We start from the raw sequence: 17132 nt of genomic DNA, 5'->3' as shown, positions 1-17132 counted from the left end.
GATGCCAGACGCTGCGCGGCTTTTTGCGATTGTAGAACGCCCGCGAACTTCTAAATTTCCCGGTTGGCCTTTCGTTTCTTGGTGAAGATAAATTCCTGCGCCATTCGAGACGAGGCTGCCCCGATGTCTTCCAATCCCCTGACTGACAATGATCTATTGGCGCTGTTGCTGGCTGACGACAACGACGATCCGACCGTTATCCGCGGCCTGGGACGATCATCCGTTTGTCAGGCATCCTATGCTCAGCAACGTCTCTGGTTACAGCAGCAGATCAATCCCGACAGTTCTGCGTATAACCTGACGCGCGCGTTGAGACTCAAAGGGCGATTGCAACCGCAATCACTCCAGGCAGCCTTGGACAAGGTGGTCGATCGCCACGAGATTCTCCGTACCCGCTTCAAGGAAGTCGATGGCGCGCCCCTGCAGGAGGTCGTCCCCGATGCACGGCCCCCTCTGCCGATCGAGGACCTGAGCGCGTATCCCGAACAGGTTCGGTACACGCGCCTGATGCAACGGCTGCACGAGGAGAGTCGTCGAGCATTCGACTTGAGCCAGGCGCCACTGATGCGTTGCCTGCTGCTGCGTCTGAATGCGGATGAGCATGTCCTCTTCCTGAACATGCACCATATCGTTTCCGACGCGTGGTCGAACCCGATCCTGTTGCGTGACCTGATGACCGCCTACGCCCAAGCCCTGGAGGGTGACGAGTCCCCTTTGCCGGGCTTGGCGATCCAGTATGCCGACTATGCCCACTGGCAGCGTACCGCGTACCCGCAGACCCCTCAGTACGCGCGCGCGATGGCGTACTGGCAGGCATACCTGACCGACGATATTGCCCCGCTCGTGTTGCCAGTCGACCAGACCGTCGCATCCGCGACGCAGGCCAGTGCAGCGTTTTATCACAACAGTGTTCCGCCGGCTTTGGTCGAGCGCTTGCATCGGCAGTGCGAGCGCCTTGGGCTCACGCCGTTCGTAGTCGTCCTGGGCAGTTGGCAGTTGTTGTTGGCCCGCTACAGTGGCCAGTCGGATTTCTGCGTTGGCGTGCCCAATGCTGCCCGAGACCGCGCCGAAACTCAGGAACTGGTCGGTTATTTCGTCAATACGCAGCTTTACCGAGTTCACGTCGAGGGCGCCAGGACAGGGACGGAGTTTCTGCAAGCCCTGCGACGACACTCACTCGCGTTGTTGGAGCATGCCGATTACCCCATCGAACTCCTGGATCAGCAAGGACACCTTGCGGCAACGGGCGCGCAAATCCAGACATTGTTCAACTGGAGAGTCGAGGGTGAGCAAGCATCGGCGCTACGGTTGGGGGATCTTGCTGTCGAGTTCATGCCCACGGGCCCGCAGCAGGCCAAGTTCCCGCTCTCGCTCGATATCGACTACGCCCTCGACAAGATCGGTGCGGTTGTGGAATACGATTGCGCACAGTTCACCGAAAAGACCGTAGCGCGCATGACTCGCCACTGGCTGACATTGCTGGACGACCTCGTCAGCGAGCCAGGCCAGCGCCTGGGGGAACTGGTCATGCTGGAGCCGCAGGAGCAGCGACAGATCATCAAGGACTGGAATCCGCTCGGCATTCGTTTCGAGGACGAGGCATGCCTGCACCAGATGATCGAGGCCCAGGCGGCAACAAGGCCTGACGCTACCGCCGTGGTATGCGGCGAGCGAAGACTGACCTATCGCCAGCTGAACCAGACCGCCAACCGGTTGGGCAGGAAGCTGCGCGAACTGGGTGTCGGCCCTGATGTGCGCGTCGGTATCGCCGTGGAGCGCAGCGTGGAAATGGTGGTGGGACTGCTGGGCATTCTCAAGGCCGGTGGCGCCTATGTGCCGCTTGACCCCGAGTATCCGCAGGAGCGTCTGGACTACATGCTCGATGACAGTGGCATTGCGCTCCTGCTCACCCAAGGTGAAACGCGGCAGCGTCTGCAGTTGCCCGAAGGCGTGTACAGCCTGGACTTGGATAGGCTTGCGCCGGATCTGGCCGAGTACAGCGATACTGATCTTGAAAACCTGGCACATCCCGCCAACCTGGCTTATGTGATCTATACCTCGGGTTCCACCGGGAAACCCAAGGGCACATTGCTGCCTCACCAGAACGTCATCCGCCTGTTCCAGGCGACGCAATCGGACTTCCAGTTCGAAGCGAGCGACGTCTGGACCGTCTTCCACTCCTACGCATTCGATTTCTCTGTCTGGGAACTGTTTGGCGCACTCTTGCATGGAGGCACTGCAGTCGTCGTGCCGCGGGATGTGGCGCGCTCGCCTGAAGACTTTCATGCCTTGCTGGTGCGCGAGCAGGTTACCGTCCTGAACCAGACACCCTCCGCGTTCAATCAACTGATCCCCGTGGCCTGTGCCCCGGCCAAGGCTGAGCATGCCCTGGCACTGCGCTATGTCATCTTCGGTGGCGAGGCCTTGGACGTGGCCAACCTGGCACCCTGGTTCGCCCGTTTCGGCGACAGGCAGCCGCAACTGGTCAACATGTACGGCATCACCGAGACCACGGTCCACGTCACCTATCGACCCTTGAGCCATGATGACCTGCGGTTGGCCAACGCAAGCCCCATAGGCCAGGTACTCGCCGACCTGTCCTGGTACATGCTCGATGGTGATCTGAATATCGTGGCGCCCGGATGCCAGGGCGAACTGCACGTCGGTCGCGCAGGGCTCGCCCGGGGTTACCACCAGCGTGCAGCCTTGACTGCAGAACGCTTTGTTCCCGATCCGTTCGACGACAGCGCCAAGGGAGGCGGTCGGCTGTACCGCACCGGTGACCTGGCGCGGTCTGGCGCCGACGGCGTGATCGACTACCTGGGGCGTATCGACCATCAGGTGAAAATCCGGGGGTTCCGCATCGAGCCAGGCGAAATCGCGGCCAGGCTGCAGGAGCATGGCGATGTCGAGATGGCCGTTGTGCTGGATATCGACGGCCCTGTCGGCAAACAGCTCGTCGCCTACGTGGTAGCCGGCGCGGACGTCGCTGCAGACACGACCCAGCAGACGCGCTTGCGCGGCACATTGCGCGAGTACCTCAAGGCGCAGCTGCCTGACTACATGGTGCCGGCACACTTGGTGATCGTCGAGCGCCTGCCGCTGACCGTCAACGGCAAGCTCGACCGCAAGGCACTACCCGTGCCGCACGGTCACATGCGTGCGGCATACGCGCTCCCACAAGGGGAGCTGGAGCTCAAGATTGCAGCGATCTGGGTCGAAGTCCTGCAAGTCGAGGAGGTGAGCCGTGACGATAATTTCTTCGATCTGGGCGGACACTCTCTACTGGCTACGCAGGTGGCCTCTCGCATGCGTCAATCCTTGAATATCGATATTGCGTTGCGCACGGTATTCGAAGCACCCACGCTGGCTGAACTCGCCTCCCTGGCGAGGCAGGCAAGGGCGCTGGCAGCGCCGAACATCCCCTGTGCAGACCGGACCGCATCGCTGGCGCTGTCTTACGCACAGCGTCGACAATGGTTCCTCTGGCAGCTTGAGCCCGATAGCTGCGCCTATAACATTCCAGCGGCGCTCAGGCTGCGTGGCAATCTGGACGTCCAGGCGCTGGCCGACAGCTTCGGTGCGCTGATTGCCCGACACGAGCCATTGCGCACCACGTTCGACAGCGACGATGCCGAACCCGTGCAGATCATCCATCGACCTGCAACCTTCGAGCTTCATGCCGAGTCGATCGACCTGGGCCTGGGCGCCGAACAGGATCGCGCGCTCAGGCAACTGATCGAGCTCGAGACCCAGCGCCCGTTCGATCTGGTACAGGGGCCTTTGATGCGTGTAAGGCTTCTGCGCCTTGCTGCCGAAGATCATGTGCTGATCCTGACGCTGCATCACATCGTCATCGATGCCTGGTCCATGCCGATCCTGGTGGAGGAACTGGTCAAGCAGTACGAAGGCCTGCGCGCAGGTCAGCCGGTGCAGATGCCCGAGCTGCCCGTCCAGTACGTCGACTACGCGCTCTGGCAGCGGCAGTGGATGGAGGCCGGGGAGCGGCAACGGCAGCTGAGCTACTGGCAGACACAGCTGGGCGATGAGCACCCTGTACTGGAGCTGCCGACGGATCGTCCACGTCCTGCGGTGCAAAGCCTGGCTGGGGCGAATCTGGAATTCGAACTGGACCCCGAGGTCTCGCGTGCGCTCAAGATTCTGGCCCGGGAGCACCATGCGACGGTGTTCATGGTGCTGCTTGCCAGTTTCCAGGCATTGCTCCAGCGTTATTCGGGCCAGAACGATATTCGTGTCGGCGTACCGGTTGCCAATCGCAACCATGCGCAAGTCGAGGGGCTGATCGGCTTCTTCGTCAACACTCAGGTGCTCAAGGCCCAATTCGACAGCCGGACCACCTTCGGTGAGTTGCTGGATCAGGTCAGGCATACGGCATTGGCTGCGCAGGCGCACCAGGATCTACCGTTCGAGCAGGTGGTCGAGGCCCTGCAACCTGAGCGGAACCTGAGCCACAGCCCCTTGTTCCAGGTGATGTTCAATCACCAGACCGTCATGCAAGACGATCGCAGGCAGTTGCCGGGTCTGACGCTGGAAAGCCTGTCGTGGGAAAGGGGAACGGCGCAGTTCGATCTGACGTTGAATACCTTCGAGCACGCGCAGGGCATCGGTGCCTCGTTGAATTATGCCAGCGCATTGTTCGATACCGAGACCGTCGCTACGCTGGTCGACAACTGGCGCACCTTGCTGGCTGGCATCGTACAGCAGCCTTGCCAGCGGATTGCCGAGCTGCCTCTGCTCAGTGCAGCCGTTCAGCAGCGTCTCGTCCATTGTTGGAATCCGGCGTCCTTCAGCTATCCGGTCGAAATGTGCATCCATCAGCTGATCGAGGCACACGCCGCGCGTGCGCCGCAAGCCACCGCGCTCACCTTCAACGACCGGCACATGACGTATGAGCAGCTCAATCAGCGTGCCAATCAACTGGCCCGCAGACTACGCGAGTACGGGGTAGGGCCAGAGGTGCTCGTAGGTATCGCAGTGGATCGCAGCCTGGAAATGGTGGTGGGGCTGCTGGCAATTCTCAAGGCCGGTGGTGCCTATGTGCCCTTGGATCCTGAATATCCGCAAGAGCGTCTGGCGTACATGATCCAAGACAGCGGGATCGAGCTGTTACTGACGCAACCCCATGTGCTGAAACGCCTCTCTGTGGCGCAAGCCCCGCGGATCGTGCTGTTGGATGAAACAGACGAGGCGGTGTCCGCCTACAGCAGCGAAAATCTCGACAACCTGGCCGCACCGGGCAACCTGGCCTACGTCATCTACACCTCAGGATCCACCGGCAAGCCGAAGGGGACATTGTTGCCCCATCAGAACGTCATGCGCCTGTTCATGTCGACACGGGATTGGTTCGAATTCGATGCCGATGATGTCTGGAGCGTATTCCATTCCTATGCGTTCGATTTCTCGGTGTGGGAGCTTTTCGGGGCACTCCTGCACGGCGCCAGGGCGGTCATCGTGCCGCGTGACGTAGCGCGTTCGCCCGAGGATTTTCATGCATTGCTGGTGCAGCAACAGGTTACGGTCCTGAACCAGACACCTTCGGCATTCCGACAGTTGATTCCCGTTGCCTGTCAATCCGCCGATGCCTCGCAAGCCCTGGCATTGCGTTATGTCGTCTTCGGCGGGGAAGCACTGGACGTGGCAGGCTTGACACCTTGGTTCGACCGCTTCGGTGACTGCCATCCGCAATTGATCAACATGTATGGAATCACCGAAACCACCGTTCACGTCACCTACCGCCCCTTGGGCAAGGGCGATCTGCGTCGCGAGGGGGTGAGTCCGATAGGCCGCGTGATACCTGACTTGTCCTGGTACCTGCTCGATGCCAGCCTCAACCTGGCTGTCGCCGGTAGTCATGCCGAGCTTCATGTAGGGCAGGCAGGGCTTGCCCGTGGCTACCACCAGCGTGCTGGATTGACGGCCGAGCGCTTCGTTCCTGATCCATTCGATCGCAGCCCGCAGGGTGGCGGACGCCTGTATCGAACCGGCGACCTGGCACGCTACCGGGGCGAAGATGTCATCGAATACGTAGGACGTATCGATCATCAGGTGAAGATCCGTGGCTTCCGAATCGAACTTGGCGAGATCGGCGCCAGGTTGCAAGAACATCCAGCCGTCCTCGAGGCCACCGTACTCGACAGGGATGGGCCCAACGGCAGGCAGCTGGTTGCTTACCTGATCGCGCGTGACTCACAGGGCACGGATCCCGAGCACCTTGCACAGCGGCGTAACGACATCCGTGAGCACCTGCTGGCAACGCTGCCCGACTACATGGTTCCGGCCCATCTGGTATGGCTGGAGAAATGGCCTCTGACCGCCAACGGCAAATTGGATCGCAAGGCCTTGCCCTCAGTCGAGACAGGCTTGCAGCACACGGCCTATGTGTCTCCCCGCACAGTGCTGGAACAGCGGATCGCAGCCATCTGGGCCGATGTATTGAAACTTGAAAAGGTGGGTCTGACGGACAATTTCTTTGAACTGGGTGGCGATTCGATCGTTTCGATTCAAGTAGTCGGTCGTGCACGCCAGGCCGGCATTCTCATCACACCCAAGGAGCTGTTCCAGTACCAGACGGTGCAAGGCCTTGCCTCGGTGGCCAGGCAAGGAGCAGCCGCGGCCTTGTCTATCGACCAAGGGCCTGCGACAGGCCGCGCGGCGCTGTTACCCATTCAACGGTATTTCTTCGAGGCGCCCATTGCTGAGCGGCACCACTGGAATCAGGCGCTCCTGCTTCAGCCTGGCAGTTCACTGCAGGAGGACGTGCTGGAGCACGCTCTGCAGGCCCTGATTACGCACCATGACGCGTTGCGGCTTTGCTTCGCGCAAGACGCCAACGGTAGCTGGAGCGCACGCTACCGTTCGCTTGACGAACAGCATCGGCAATGGAAAGCGCGTCCGTTTTTCTGGAGCCAGCCTGTATCGGATACCGGTGCATTGGAAGCATTGTGCGAGAAGGCCCAACGCAGCCTCGACCTCGAGCAGGGTCCATTGTTACGCGCTGTGTTGGCAACCCTGCCGGATGGTAGTCAACGACTGTTGCTGGTGATTCACCATCTGGTGGTGGACGGTGTGTCCTGGCGGATTCTTCTGGAAGACCTCCAGACCGCCTATGGACAACTGCACGCGGGTCAAACGGTCAGCCTGCCGAGCAAGACGAGCTCGACCCAGGTCTGGGCCGAGCATTTGCGCCAATACACCTCGAGTGCAGCGCTGCAGGAGGAACTGCTGTACTGGAAAGGCCTGCTCGACGATGTGGATACCGACCTGCCGCTGGACAACCCGCAAGGTTCGCTCGACGGCAAGCACGTCGAGGTGGCCAGGACCCACTTGAACCAGGAGTACACGCGCGCACTGTTGCAACGCGCGCCCGCTGCATACCGCACCCAGGTCAACGATCTTTTGCTCACCGCGCTCGCTCGGGTCATCGCTCGCTGGACCGAGCGCGACCAGGTACTGGTCGAGCTCGAAGGGCACGGCCGCGAAGACCTGTCGGAGCGTATCGACCTGACGCGTACCGTGGGATGGTTTACCAGCATGTTCCCCGTGAAGTTGAGTCCCGCCCAGACCCTGGAGGAGTCGATCAAGCATATCAAGGAGCAACTGCGGGCCATTCCGCACAAGGGCATCGGCTTCGGCGCGCTGCGTTATCTGGGTAGCGAGCAGGCTCAACAGATGCTGGCGGGGCTCGCCATGCCGCGGATCACTTTCAATTATCTGGGACAGTTCGATGGCAGTTTCGATGGCCAACACAGCGACGCGCCAGACCCCATGCCTGCGTTCCTGGCGCCTGCGGCCGAAAGCTCGGGTGCGAGCCTGAGCGAATCGGCACCGTTGTCCAACTGGCTGTCGATCAATGGTCGCGTCTACGCAGGCGAGTTGAGCCTGAACTGGAGCTTCAGCAACGACATGTTCGAAGCCGAAACCGTCCAACGCCTGGCAGAGCAATACACGGTCGAACTCAAGGCAGTGATCGACCATTGCGTTGCCCAGAACGGGTCCGGCCTCACACCGTCCGACGTGCCTCTGGCCAGTCTGAGTCAAGCCGAGCTGGACCGCCTGCCGATACCTGCCGCGCAGATCGAGGACATCTACCCGCTGTCACCCATGCAGCAGGGAATCTTGTTCCATGCCACGCAAGACCCCCAACTGGACCTGTACATCAACCAGACCAGTGTCCCCGTCACCGGCCTTGACCCGCAGCGGTTCATCGCTGCCTGGCGGCAGGTCGTCGAGCAGCACGCAATCCTGCGTACCAGCTTCCATAGCGGGGCTCGATTCAGCGAGCCTGTACAAGTGGTGCACCGTCAGGCCGAACTCGATATCAGTCTGCTCGACTGGTCCGACCGGACGGACTGCGAGGAAGACCTCGCACGGCAAGTGCGCGATGATCGACAACGCGGCTTCGAGCTGGCCCAGGCACCGTTGATGCGTCTGACCCTGGTGTTGCTGGCCGACCGTCAGCATCTGATCTGGACCAGCCATCACTTGTTGATGGACGGTTGGAGCGCTTCACGGCTGATCGGCGATGTCTTGGCGCATTATCGGCAAGCACCGGTCGAACCGCTGACGTATCGGTATCGTGATTACATCGCCTGGCTGCAGCGCCAGGACGCGGCCGCCAGTGAAGCGTTCTGGCGCACCAAGCTAGGGGGGTTGGAGGGCGCCACCTTGCTGGTTGACGCCTTCCCCAAGCCTGCTCAAGGGCGAGGAGGGCATGCGGCGCTGTACCTGAAATGGGACGAGGTACAGACGCAGTCACTGCAAGAGGCCGCGCAGCGCCTGAGGATCACGGTCAACACCCTGATCCAGGCAGTGTGGCTGCTGGTGCTCCAGCGCTGTACCGGTCAGCAGAACGTCTGTTTCGGCGCGACTGTCGCCGGGCGTCCGGCGGATGTCCAGGGTGCGGACAAGCTGCTTGGGCTGTTCATCAACACCATACCGGTCATTCAGAGTCCTTCCGCTACCTCGTCGGTAGCCCAATGGCTGCAGGTGCTGCAGACCTACAATCTGGAAGCTCGGGACTTCGAGCATACGTCACTGGCCGATATCCAACGCTGGAGTGGGCGCAGTGGCCAGGCACTGTTCGATAGCATCATCGTTTTCGAGAACTATCCGATCGACGATCGGCTGCAACAGGGTATGGAAGGGGATCTGAGTTTCGGCAAGGTCGAAACCCGTGATGTCACCAACTATGCGATGGACCTTGCTGTCAATCTCGGGGCGACCTTGAGCGTAGAGTTTCTGTATCTGCGCAGCTGCTTCAGCGAGGCGTCGGTCGGCCGGATCGTCGAGTCCTTCGATACGCTGCTCAATGCGGTGCTGGATAACCCGCAGGCCTGCGTCGGCAACCTGCCGATGGTGCGCGAGCCCCTGCCATTGCCTGCGGTCAGCCAAGTGCCGCGTCCGTTGCTTGCCGAACTGATAGGCCGGCATGCCGAGCAATCGGCGAATGCGGTCGCCGTGACCTGCGCAGGGCAGAGCTTGACCTACGGGGTGCTGGAGCAACGTGCCAATCGTCTGGCACATGCCTTGCGAGCCCATGGCATTGGCGCGGAGAGCCGGGTCGGTGTTGCGTTACAGCGATCCGTGGAGTCGATCACGGCATTTCTTGCAGTCCTCAAGGCAGGCGCCGCCTACGTTCCGCTGGATATCGACTACCCGGCGGAGCGCCTGGAATGGATCATGCGCGACTCGGGCATGAGCATGCTCCTCAGTGACACCGAGGTGATCAAGCGCCTGCCGATCGCGACGCTGCCAGCCTGCCTCTGCCTGGATGAACTGGCGCTCGAGCGCTACGCTGACACCCCACCACAGGTACAGGTACTCGCCGAAAACCTGGCTTACCTCATCTATACATCGGGCTCGACAGGCCTGCCCAAGGGCGTCGCCGTCAGTCACGGGCCCTTGAGCATGCATTGCCAGACCATCGTCGGGCGTTATGAAATGGGCCAGCACAGCCGCGAGCTGTTGTTCATGTCGTTTGCCTTCGATGGGGCACAAGAGCGTTGGTTGTCGACTCTTCTGGCGGGGGGGCGATTGGTGATGCGCGACGGCCAGCTCTGGACGGCCGAGCAAACCCTTCAGGCCCTCCACGAGCACGCCATCACGGTCGCCTGTTTCCCCCCGGCGTACTTGCAACAGTTGGCCGAGCATGCAGCCAAGCTCCAGACCGCGCCGCCCGCCGTGCATACCTACTGCTTCGGCGGCGACGCGGTTGCGCAGGCGACCTTCGACCTCGTCAAGGCCCATCTGCAGCCGCGGTACCTTACCAATGGCTATGGGCCTACCGAGACCGTGGTCACGCCCCTGCTCTGGAGGGTCGACGCTGCCCAGGAGTGCGAGGGGCCGATCGCCCCTATCGGAAGCGCGGTTGGCGCGCGTGAGCTGTACGTGCTGGACGCCCAGCTCAATCGCTTGCCCGAAGGTGCAGCCGGAGAACTGTACATTGGTGGAGAAGGGCTGGCGCGAGGCTACCATGACCGTCCAGGACTTAGCGCGGAGCGTTTTGTCGCCAGTCCCTTCGCCCGGGGCGGCCGGCTCTATCGTACCGGAGACCTGGTACGGCGCCGCCCTGATGGGAACTACGAGTACCTGGGACGTCTTGATCAGCAGGTGAAGATCCGCGGGTTCCGTATCGAATTGGGCGAAGTCGAGGCGCGGCTGCGCGCGCAGGCGGGCGTACGCGATGCGGTCGTGGTGGCGGTGGACGCTGGAGAAGACAAGCAGCTGATCGGATACGTGACTGCACGCTCTTCAGCTGCCGGGCTTGGCACCGTCTTGCGTGATGCATTGCGCGCCAGCCTGCCGGATTACATGGTGCCCAAGCAGATCGTGTGCCTGGAATCCTTGCCGTTGAGTCCTAATGGCAAAGTGGATCGCAAGGCGCTGCCTCGACCCGACTTCAGTGCGCAGGGAGAGGATTACGTAGCGCCTCGTAATCTGCTCGAAGAACAGTTGGCGCAGATCTGGGCCGACGTCCTCGGCATCGAGCGCATAGGGGTGACGGATAATTTCTTCGAGCGTGGAGGGGATTCGCTTCGCAGCCTAAAGGTCGTGTCCAGGGTCAGAAGCCTTGGATGCGAAGGCTTCGAGTTGAAACTGCGAGACCTGATCAGCAAACCGACCATTGCCGAACTCTCCGGTTACAGCGAAGCGGCGACGGCAACACTGAATCCGCTATTGCTCCTCAACCGCAAGGTGACCGACCAGCCGCCGCTGTTCTGCCTGCACGCGGGCTTCGGCACGGTGTTCGATTATGAGCCGCTTGCACGCCTGCTTGGCGGCGAACGCAGTGTCTATGGCGTGCAGTGCAGGATGCTGCTGGATCACCAGTGGCAGGACGAATCGCTGGCGGCGATGGCAATCGACTATGCGCAATACATCCGGCAGAAACAGCCGACCGGACCCTATCGTCTGCTTGGCTGGTCACTGGGCGGTGTCTTGGCCGTGCTGGTGGCCAATGAGCTCGAACAGCAAGGGCAAGTCGTCGAGCATCTATCGCTGGTGGACAGTTTTATCCCCTGCGCTGCGACGCAACGGGTACAAGCTTTCGACTGGCGAGAAGAGCTCGCTGGTTTCGTCGGCGTAATGTGCGCCGAATCGAGGCTTGCGCAACCCGCATGGCCTGCAGGCGCATCCGAGGTCCCCTCCCGCGAACAGCTGGCGAGCCACTTCTCGACGATCTGCTCGAGCAACGCTGGATACGATGCCGAAGACCTGGTGCAGGGTTTCATGACCGGCATGCGTCTGCGCGCGCTCAGTGCCGGACCGCTGACATTGCCACGCTTGAACGCGACAGTGCGTTTCTGGTGGGCGCGGGAAAAGAGTGACGCGGTTGTCGAGCTGTTCGAAGAGCAGATTGCCGAACATCGACTCAGTGCCTGTGTAGCCACCGACCATTACAGCATTCTCGAGCACCCACGGTTCCTGGACGAAGTCAGTCACTCACTGACCGCAAATCTGGTTTCTCACTAACGCGCTTGAGTACGTGAAAGGCCAGTCGCTGCCTGGCTGGCTTTTTTGGAAGAGGAAGTTCTACATGTCGCTGCATCCCGATCTGGCTGCATTCCTGGAGTTGGTTGAGTTGGGCAGAGCCTCCGGGAAGATCCTGCCCATGCATGAGCTGGGCGTCGAGCAGGCACGCCGCGAGTTCGAACTCAGCGCGCAGCTGCTCGATCCCGACCCACCCTGCGATCTCAGCGTCACGCCGCTGGCGATCCAGACGCGCGATGGCGCGGTTCTGCAGGCCCGGCTCTATCGGCCAGCTCAGGCCGCTAACGCCCATTGCCCGGTCATCCTTTACCTGCATGGAGGCGGCTACGTGGTAGGCAGCCTGGATTCCCATGACACTGTGTGTCGGCGTCTGGCGCTGGCGAGCGGGCATGCCGTGCTGGCTCCGGCCTATCGCTTGGCGCCGGAGCACCGTTTTCCCACGGCGCTACAGGATGTGCAGGACACCACTGATTGGCTGGTCAGGCACGCGCACGCGCACGGCCTGGACAGTGCAAGGACAGTATTCGCCGGTGATAGCGCCGGCGCGACACTGGCCACGCTCCTGGCCATCACAGCGGCGACAGAGCCATCATCGGGCGTGCTGCAACCTTGCGCGCAGCTGTTGTTCTATCCGGTGGCAGACGCGTCGACGCGCTACGCCTCCTATCAGACGTTCGCCGAAGGGTATCTGCTGGAAAGCGCTACCATGGACTGGTTCTACCAACACTACCTGCCTGATGAGACCAAGAAGCATGACTGGCGGGTATCGCCCATGCTGGCACCTGTCGTGGGTGCATTGGCCCCGGCCTATGTCAGCGTGGCCCAATATGATCCTCTGCACGACGAGGGGATAGCGTATGCGGAGTATCTGCGACGTACAGGCACGCGGGTCGAGCTGATCGTCGAACGAGGTTTGACCCATGATTTCCTGAGGATGTCGGGGGTGATCGAGCGTATCGATACTGTTTATGGCGCGGTAGCACAGTGGCTACGAGGTATTGCCTGATGTGGGCCGAATGCCAGCTGTCTCGTACAGCTGGCATTCACCGCACGGACCCGATCAGGCGAGGCAGGCTTCGCTGTACACGCGACCTGCTTCCATGCGGACCAGTTGATCGGCTACCTCGAAGTAACGGTCATCATGGCTGATGACAATGATGGTCTTTCCTAGCTTCTTCAATTCCGGCAGCAGTTCGGTATAGAACACCCGGCGGAACGTCGGATCCTGATCGGCTGCCCATTCGTCGAACACCAGCACCGGCCGCTCTTCGAGCCAGGCGCTGATCAAGGCCAGGCGTTTGCGCTGGCCCGTGGAAAGATCCGTCGTGGTGAATACCCCGTCACGAATGCTGACCTTATGGGCAATCTCCAGCCGTTCAAGGTACACCTGGGCGCTTTCGGACACATGCTGCGGCCCCATGGCCGGGTCGTCGAACAGGTGATAATCGGCAAACACCGTGGTGAACAACTGGCGATAGTCGTCACGGCTGGCCGGGACAATAGGCTGCCCATCGATCATGATTTCACCTTGTTGCGGGACGTAGAGCCCCAGCAGCAATTTGATCAGGGTTGTCTTGCCGCAACCGTTCTCGCCAACGATGAACACGATGTCGCCCTGGTCGATTTTCAGGTTGACAGGCCCTAGCACGAACGGTGCCTGTCCGGGCAAGGCGGGGAAGGCATAGCGAACATTGCGCAACTCAAGCGTGTGCAACGACGGCAACGAGCTCGGACGATCCTCAAGCAGCAAATGAGGCTCGGGAGAGGAGAATTGTTCGGACAACTCGGCGATTCGCCGGAACGCGATCTGCGCGCGGCTGACGACGGGCAGCGTACCGATCACATGTTCCAGGGGCCCTTTCATGTAGAGCAGGACCAGGACAAAGCCACTCATCACCGACACGTCCGCCGCGGGCCAATACGATTGCAGTACCAACGCCAGACCGATCACTACGAAGAACAGCATGGAGCCAAACGTCTTGGCGATGACGAAGGTATTGATGGACCGTATCTGCGTATCGCGAATGCGATCGGCCGCTCCCTGGATATTGCGGCTGAACATGCGCTGGCGACGCGGGCGATGGATCCGCAGTTCCTTCGCTCCACTGGCGATCGCATTGTAGTGCTTCTGCAGTTCGTCCTCGGCATCGCGCGCAGCCAGGAAACCTTTGATCCCCCTGGCGCGGGCGACATACTGCGCCCCGGACCCCAGCGCGATCGCTACCAGCATGAGCAGGAACATCGGCCATGACAGCATGGCCAGATAGCCAAGGCAGCCCAGACTGACCGTCAGGGAGATGGCCAGGGGCGCGAAGGCGAAGGCAAAGGCGCTTATGGTGTCTACGTCATGGGTCAGCACCGGAATCAGGCGATGGCTACGGTAGCGCTCGATCTGCTCGATAGGCGCGCAGAGCACTTTCTCGCCCAGTTCCTTGCGCAGCGCGGCAATGATGTGCTGGCCGATCCGGTTGGTGCTGATGTCCGAGAAGATCGAGCCGCACAGCGCCACGACGCAAAGTCCGGCAAACAGCCAGACGGCACCCTGGCTCATGCCAGCTTCGGCATGCAGGGAGCGATTGATGGTGGCCAGCAGGAGGGTGATGCTCAGCCCTCCTGCCATGCCTAGGACAATGGAGCAGATGACGGTGAGCTTGAATGGCCGCAGCAGGACGAACAGTTCCTGCAGTACGCTTTTGGTCGGCTGTGACATGGTGTGTTCCTTGATGTGCCTCAGGCGCTGGCTAGAGCGCAGACCTTGGTTTCGCTATGAGCGATGGCAGTGTCCAAGGCTTGGTACAGAGCGCGACCGATATCCTCGCTGCGCATGGGCAACACCGACAGGAGCGTGTCGCTGAGCCCATGGGTCGCTTCGCAGAAACCCTGCAGGAAGACCGGAGCTTGCAGTGCGGGCGATGCCAGCGCGCGGTAATTACGGTCGACCTCCAGGCCGTGCAGGTAACCTTCGAGCGGCGCCAACAGCGCTTGATGGCTTTGTCGCTCATAACCTGTGGCGAGGATCACGGCATCGTAACGTTGGGTATGTCGCTGTTGTGTCGCCAGGTCGCGCAGCGTCAGCTCGATGCCTTGCTCGGTAGCGATGGCAGCGTCAACCTGCTGCCTGCACCGCACGGCATGACGGGTTCGCTGCGTGATTTTCTGGCGGTACAAGACGGCGTATATGCGTTCGATAAGATTGAGGTCCACCACTGAATAATTGGTGTTGTGGTATTCCCTGATCAACTTTTCCCGATCCTCGGGTTGCTGCTGGAACACCAGGTCGGTATAGGCCGGGGCGAAGATCTCGTTGACGAACGGCGAGTCGTCGGCCGGCTTGAGCGCCGAACTGCGCAGGATCATCTCGGCCCGCACCGACGGGAAGCTGTCGTTGAGGTCGATGAAGGCTTCCGCGGCGCTCTGCCCGGAGCCGATGATCGCGATCCGCATCGGCTTGCCCTGGCCACAGCCCAGGTTCTTCATGCCGGTGAGGTAGCGGGAATGGTGGAAGACCCGCGAGTCATCCTTGAAGGGCGCGAAGATCGTCGGGATTTTCGGCGAGCCGCCGGTGCTGATCACCACGGACCGTGTACGCCGGGCCCGCTCCATGCCTTGGGCGTTGCGCGAGATCAGCTTGAGGTGGTGGATGACGCCGTTGTCGAGCTCGGGCTCGATGCGCAGCACTTCTTCGCCGTACAGCGCCTGATCGGCGAATTGCTCGGCGACCCAGCCCAGGTAGTCGTTGTATTCCACGCGGCACGGGTAGAAGGTGCCCAGGTTGATGAAATCGACCAGGCGGCCCTGATGCTTGAGGTAGTTGACGAAACTGTAGGGGCTGGTGGGGTTGCGCAGCGAGACCAGGTCCTTCAGGAAGGAAATCTGCAGTTCGCTCTGCGACGACAAGGTATCGCCATGCCAGCGGTAGTGTTCCTGCTTGTCCATGAACAAGGCATCGATCGCCTTGCCACGGCTCTGCGAGAGCTCCTGCAGGGCGATGGCCAGCGCCAGGTTGGAAGGGCCGAAACCTACGCCGATCAGGTCGTGAAGGGTTGAAGCGCTCATGTCGTTGACTCCTGATGTGGGTGGTTATCCAAAGGCTGGTAAAGACGGTCTTCGAAGAAACGCTCCCGAGACAGCATCACCAACAGGGCACGCTTGTGCGGGAAGTCGAAATGCTTGACGCCGGTAAAGCCACTGCGCTCGAAGTTGGCGATCTGCCGGTGGTTGTCGTGGCGCGGCTCGCAGACGATGCGTTGCGTGCGCGGATCGTCCAGGAACAGGTAGTGGCACAGCGACGAGAACCAGGCCGTGTAGAACGCCTTGCCGCGAAATGCCTCCTCGCCGACTAGCAGATGCAGGCCTCGATCGAAATCGTGGGGTTGATAGAAAGGGGCGATCCGGTCTTCCTTGGCCCAGTAGGTTTCGAAATAGCCAAAGGCAACGCCATCGAATCGACCGATGACGGGCTGCGCATGGGAATCGTCCAGCAACGTTTGCAGATAGGCGTGGTGCCGTTCCAGGCTGCCTTGCTCTTCCCAGAATTCGGCGACCCGGGGGCTGTTCATCCAGCGGTTGAAGGCAGGCAGGTCGCGATCGGCATCGGCGATCTCGAAGGTCAGAGTCTGGCCCAGCCAGGGGATGAAGCGTCGGTACAGCAGCCCCGAGCTCGGCATGGGGCGCAGTGGGTGACGCGTTTCACCCGTGGTCACGAACTCGACCGGGGGCGCGACGAACGATGCCTTGGGCAGCCAGGGACGAGGCGATTGCCAGAATGCCTGGGCGGTACAGATGAACAGGTCCTGGCCGCTCTGGCGCAGCAGACCCTCGCACGACAGCGTGGTGACGGCGGTTGAAAGTGGGCCTGTCAGTGACAACTGCTTGAGGCCAGGGGCCTGGGTGAAAGCAGCCTCGCAGACGGCCAGCAGCGCTTGCACGCTGGCCGTTTCATCAAACCTGTGAACGGCCTGTGCGCAGGCATTGGCGGGAGCAGGGCCTGGCGTATTCGGATCGTTCATCTCTACGGTTCCTGGTCAGAGGTGAGTGAGAGATAAACGAAGCCAGATAGCTTGGATTTAGCCGTTGGGCGGGCGGGCCAATGATAGGTGGTATGAATCCATCCAGCCCCTCTG

Annotated in this window: 5 protein-coding genes; 2 read left to right on the top strand and 3 right to left on the bottom strand. The window is 61.2% G+C overall.

From position 1 onward, the window contains the following. Positions 1-123 precede the first annotated feature (123 nt). Together G7009_RS04185 and G7009_RS04180 are read left to right on the top strand one after the other, a co-directional pair. Complete coding sequence (locus tag G7009_RS04185; RefSeq protein WP_181128725.1) at positions 124-11991, top strand: non-ribosomal peptide synthetase; 11868 nt, start codon at positions 124-126, stop codon at positions 11989-11991. A 64-nt stretch (positions 11992-12055) separates the two neighbouring features. After that, on the top strand, positions 12056-13015 hold the full coding sequence (locus G7009_RS04180; protein WP_181128723.1) for an alpha/beta hydrolase: 960 nt from the start codon (positions 12056-12058) through the stop codon (positions 13013-13015). Positions 13016-13069: 54 nt separating this feature from the next. On the opposite strand, the gene G7009_RS04175 is transcribed toward G7009_RS04180, so the two are convergent. Genes G7009_RS04175 through G7009_RS04165 form a run of 3 tightly spaced genes read right to left on the bottom strand, consistent with a single transcriptional unit; the run spans position 13070 to position 17018 of the window. Beyond that, on the bottom strand, positions 13070-14719 hold the full coding sequence (locus tag G7009_RS04175) for a cyclic peptide export ABC transporter (protein ID WP_181128721.1): 1650 nt from the start codon (positions 14717-14719) through the stop codon (positions 13070-13072). Between the two features lie 20 nt (positions 14720-14739). Further along, on the bottom strand, positions 14740-16065 hold the full coding sequence (locus G7009_RS04170; RefSeq protein WP_181128720.1) for a lysine N(6)-hydroxylase/L-ornithine N(5)-oxygenase family protein: 1326 nt from the start codon (positions 16063-16065) through the stop codon (positions 14740-14742). Beyond that, positions 16062-17018: a GNAT family N-acetyltransferase gene (locus G7009_RS04165; protein ID WP_181128718.1), complete on the bottom strand. Its 957-nt coding sequence runs from the start codon at positions 17016-17018 to the stop codon at positions 16062-16064. The genes G7009_RS04170 and G7009_RS04165 overlap by 4 nt, the downstream gene beginning before the upstream one ends. Between the last annotated feature and the right edge of the window lie 114 nt (positions 17019-17132).

Source organism: Pseudomonas capeferrum, from assembly GCF_013523055.1.
In the GTDB taxonomy this organism is placed as follows: Bacteria; Pseudomonadota; Gammaproteobacteria; order Pseudomonadales; family Pseudomonadaceae; genus Aquipseudomonas; species Aquipseudomonas capeferrum_A.
This window is presented reverse-complemented; position numbering and strand designations above follow the sequence as displayed.

What these genes read in the sequence shown, in the direction of transcription:
- G7009_RS04185 (WP_181128725.1), top strand. Translation starts at nt 124, where the DNA reads ATGTCTTCCAATCCCCTGACTGACAATGATCTATTGGCGCTGTTGCTG.
- G7009_RS04180 (WP_181128723.1), top strand. Translation starts at nt 12,056, where the DNA reads ATGTCGCTGCATCCCGATCTGGCTGCATTCCTGGAGTTGGTTGAGTTG.
- G7009_RS04175 (WP_181128721.1), bottom strand. Translation starts at nt 14,719, where the DNA reads ATGTCACAGCCGACCAAAAGCGTACTGCAGGAACTGTTCGTCCTGCTG.
- G7009_RS04170 (WP_181128720.1), bottom strand. Translation starts at nt 16,065, where the DNA reads ATGAGCGCTTCAACCCTTCACGACCTGATCGGCGTAGGTTTCGGCCCT.
- G7009_RS04165 (WP_181128718.1), bottom strand. Translation starts at nt 17,018, where the DNA reads ATGAACGATCCGAATACGCCAGGCCCTGCTCCCGCCAATGCCTGCGCA.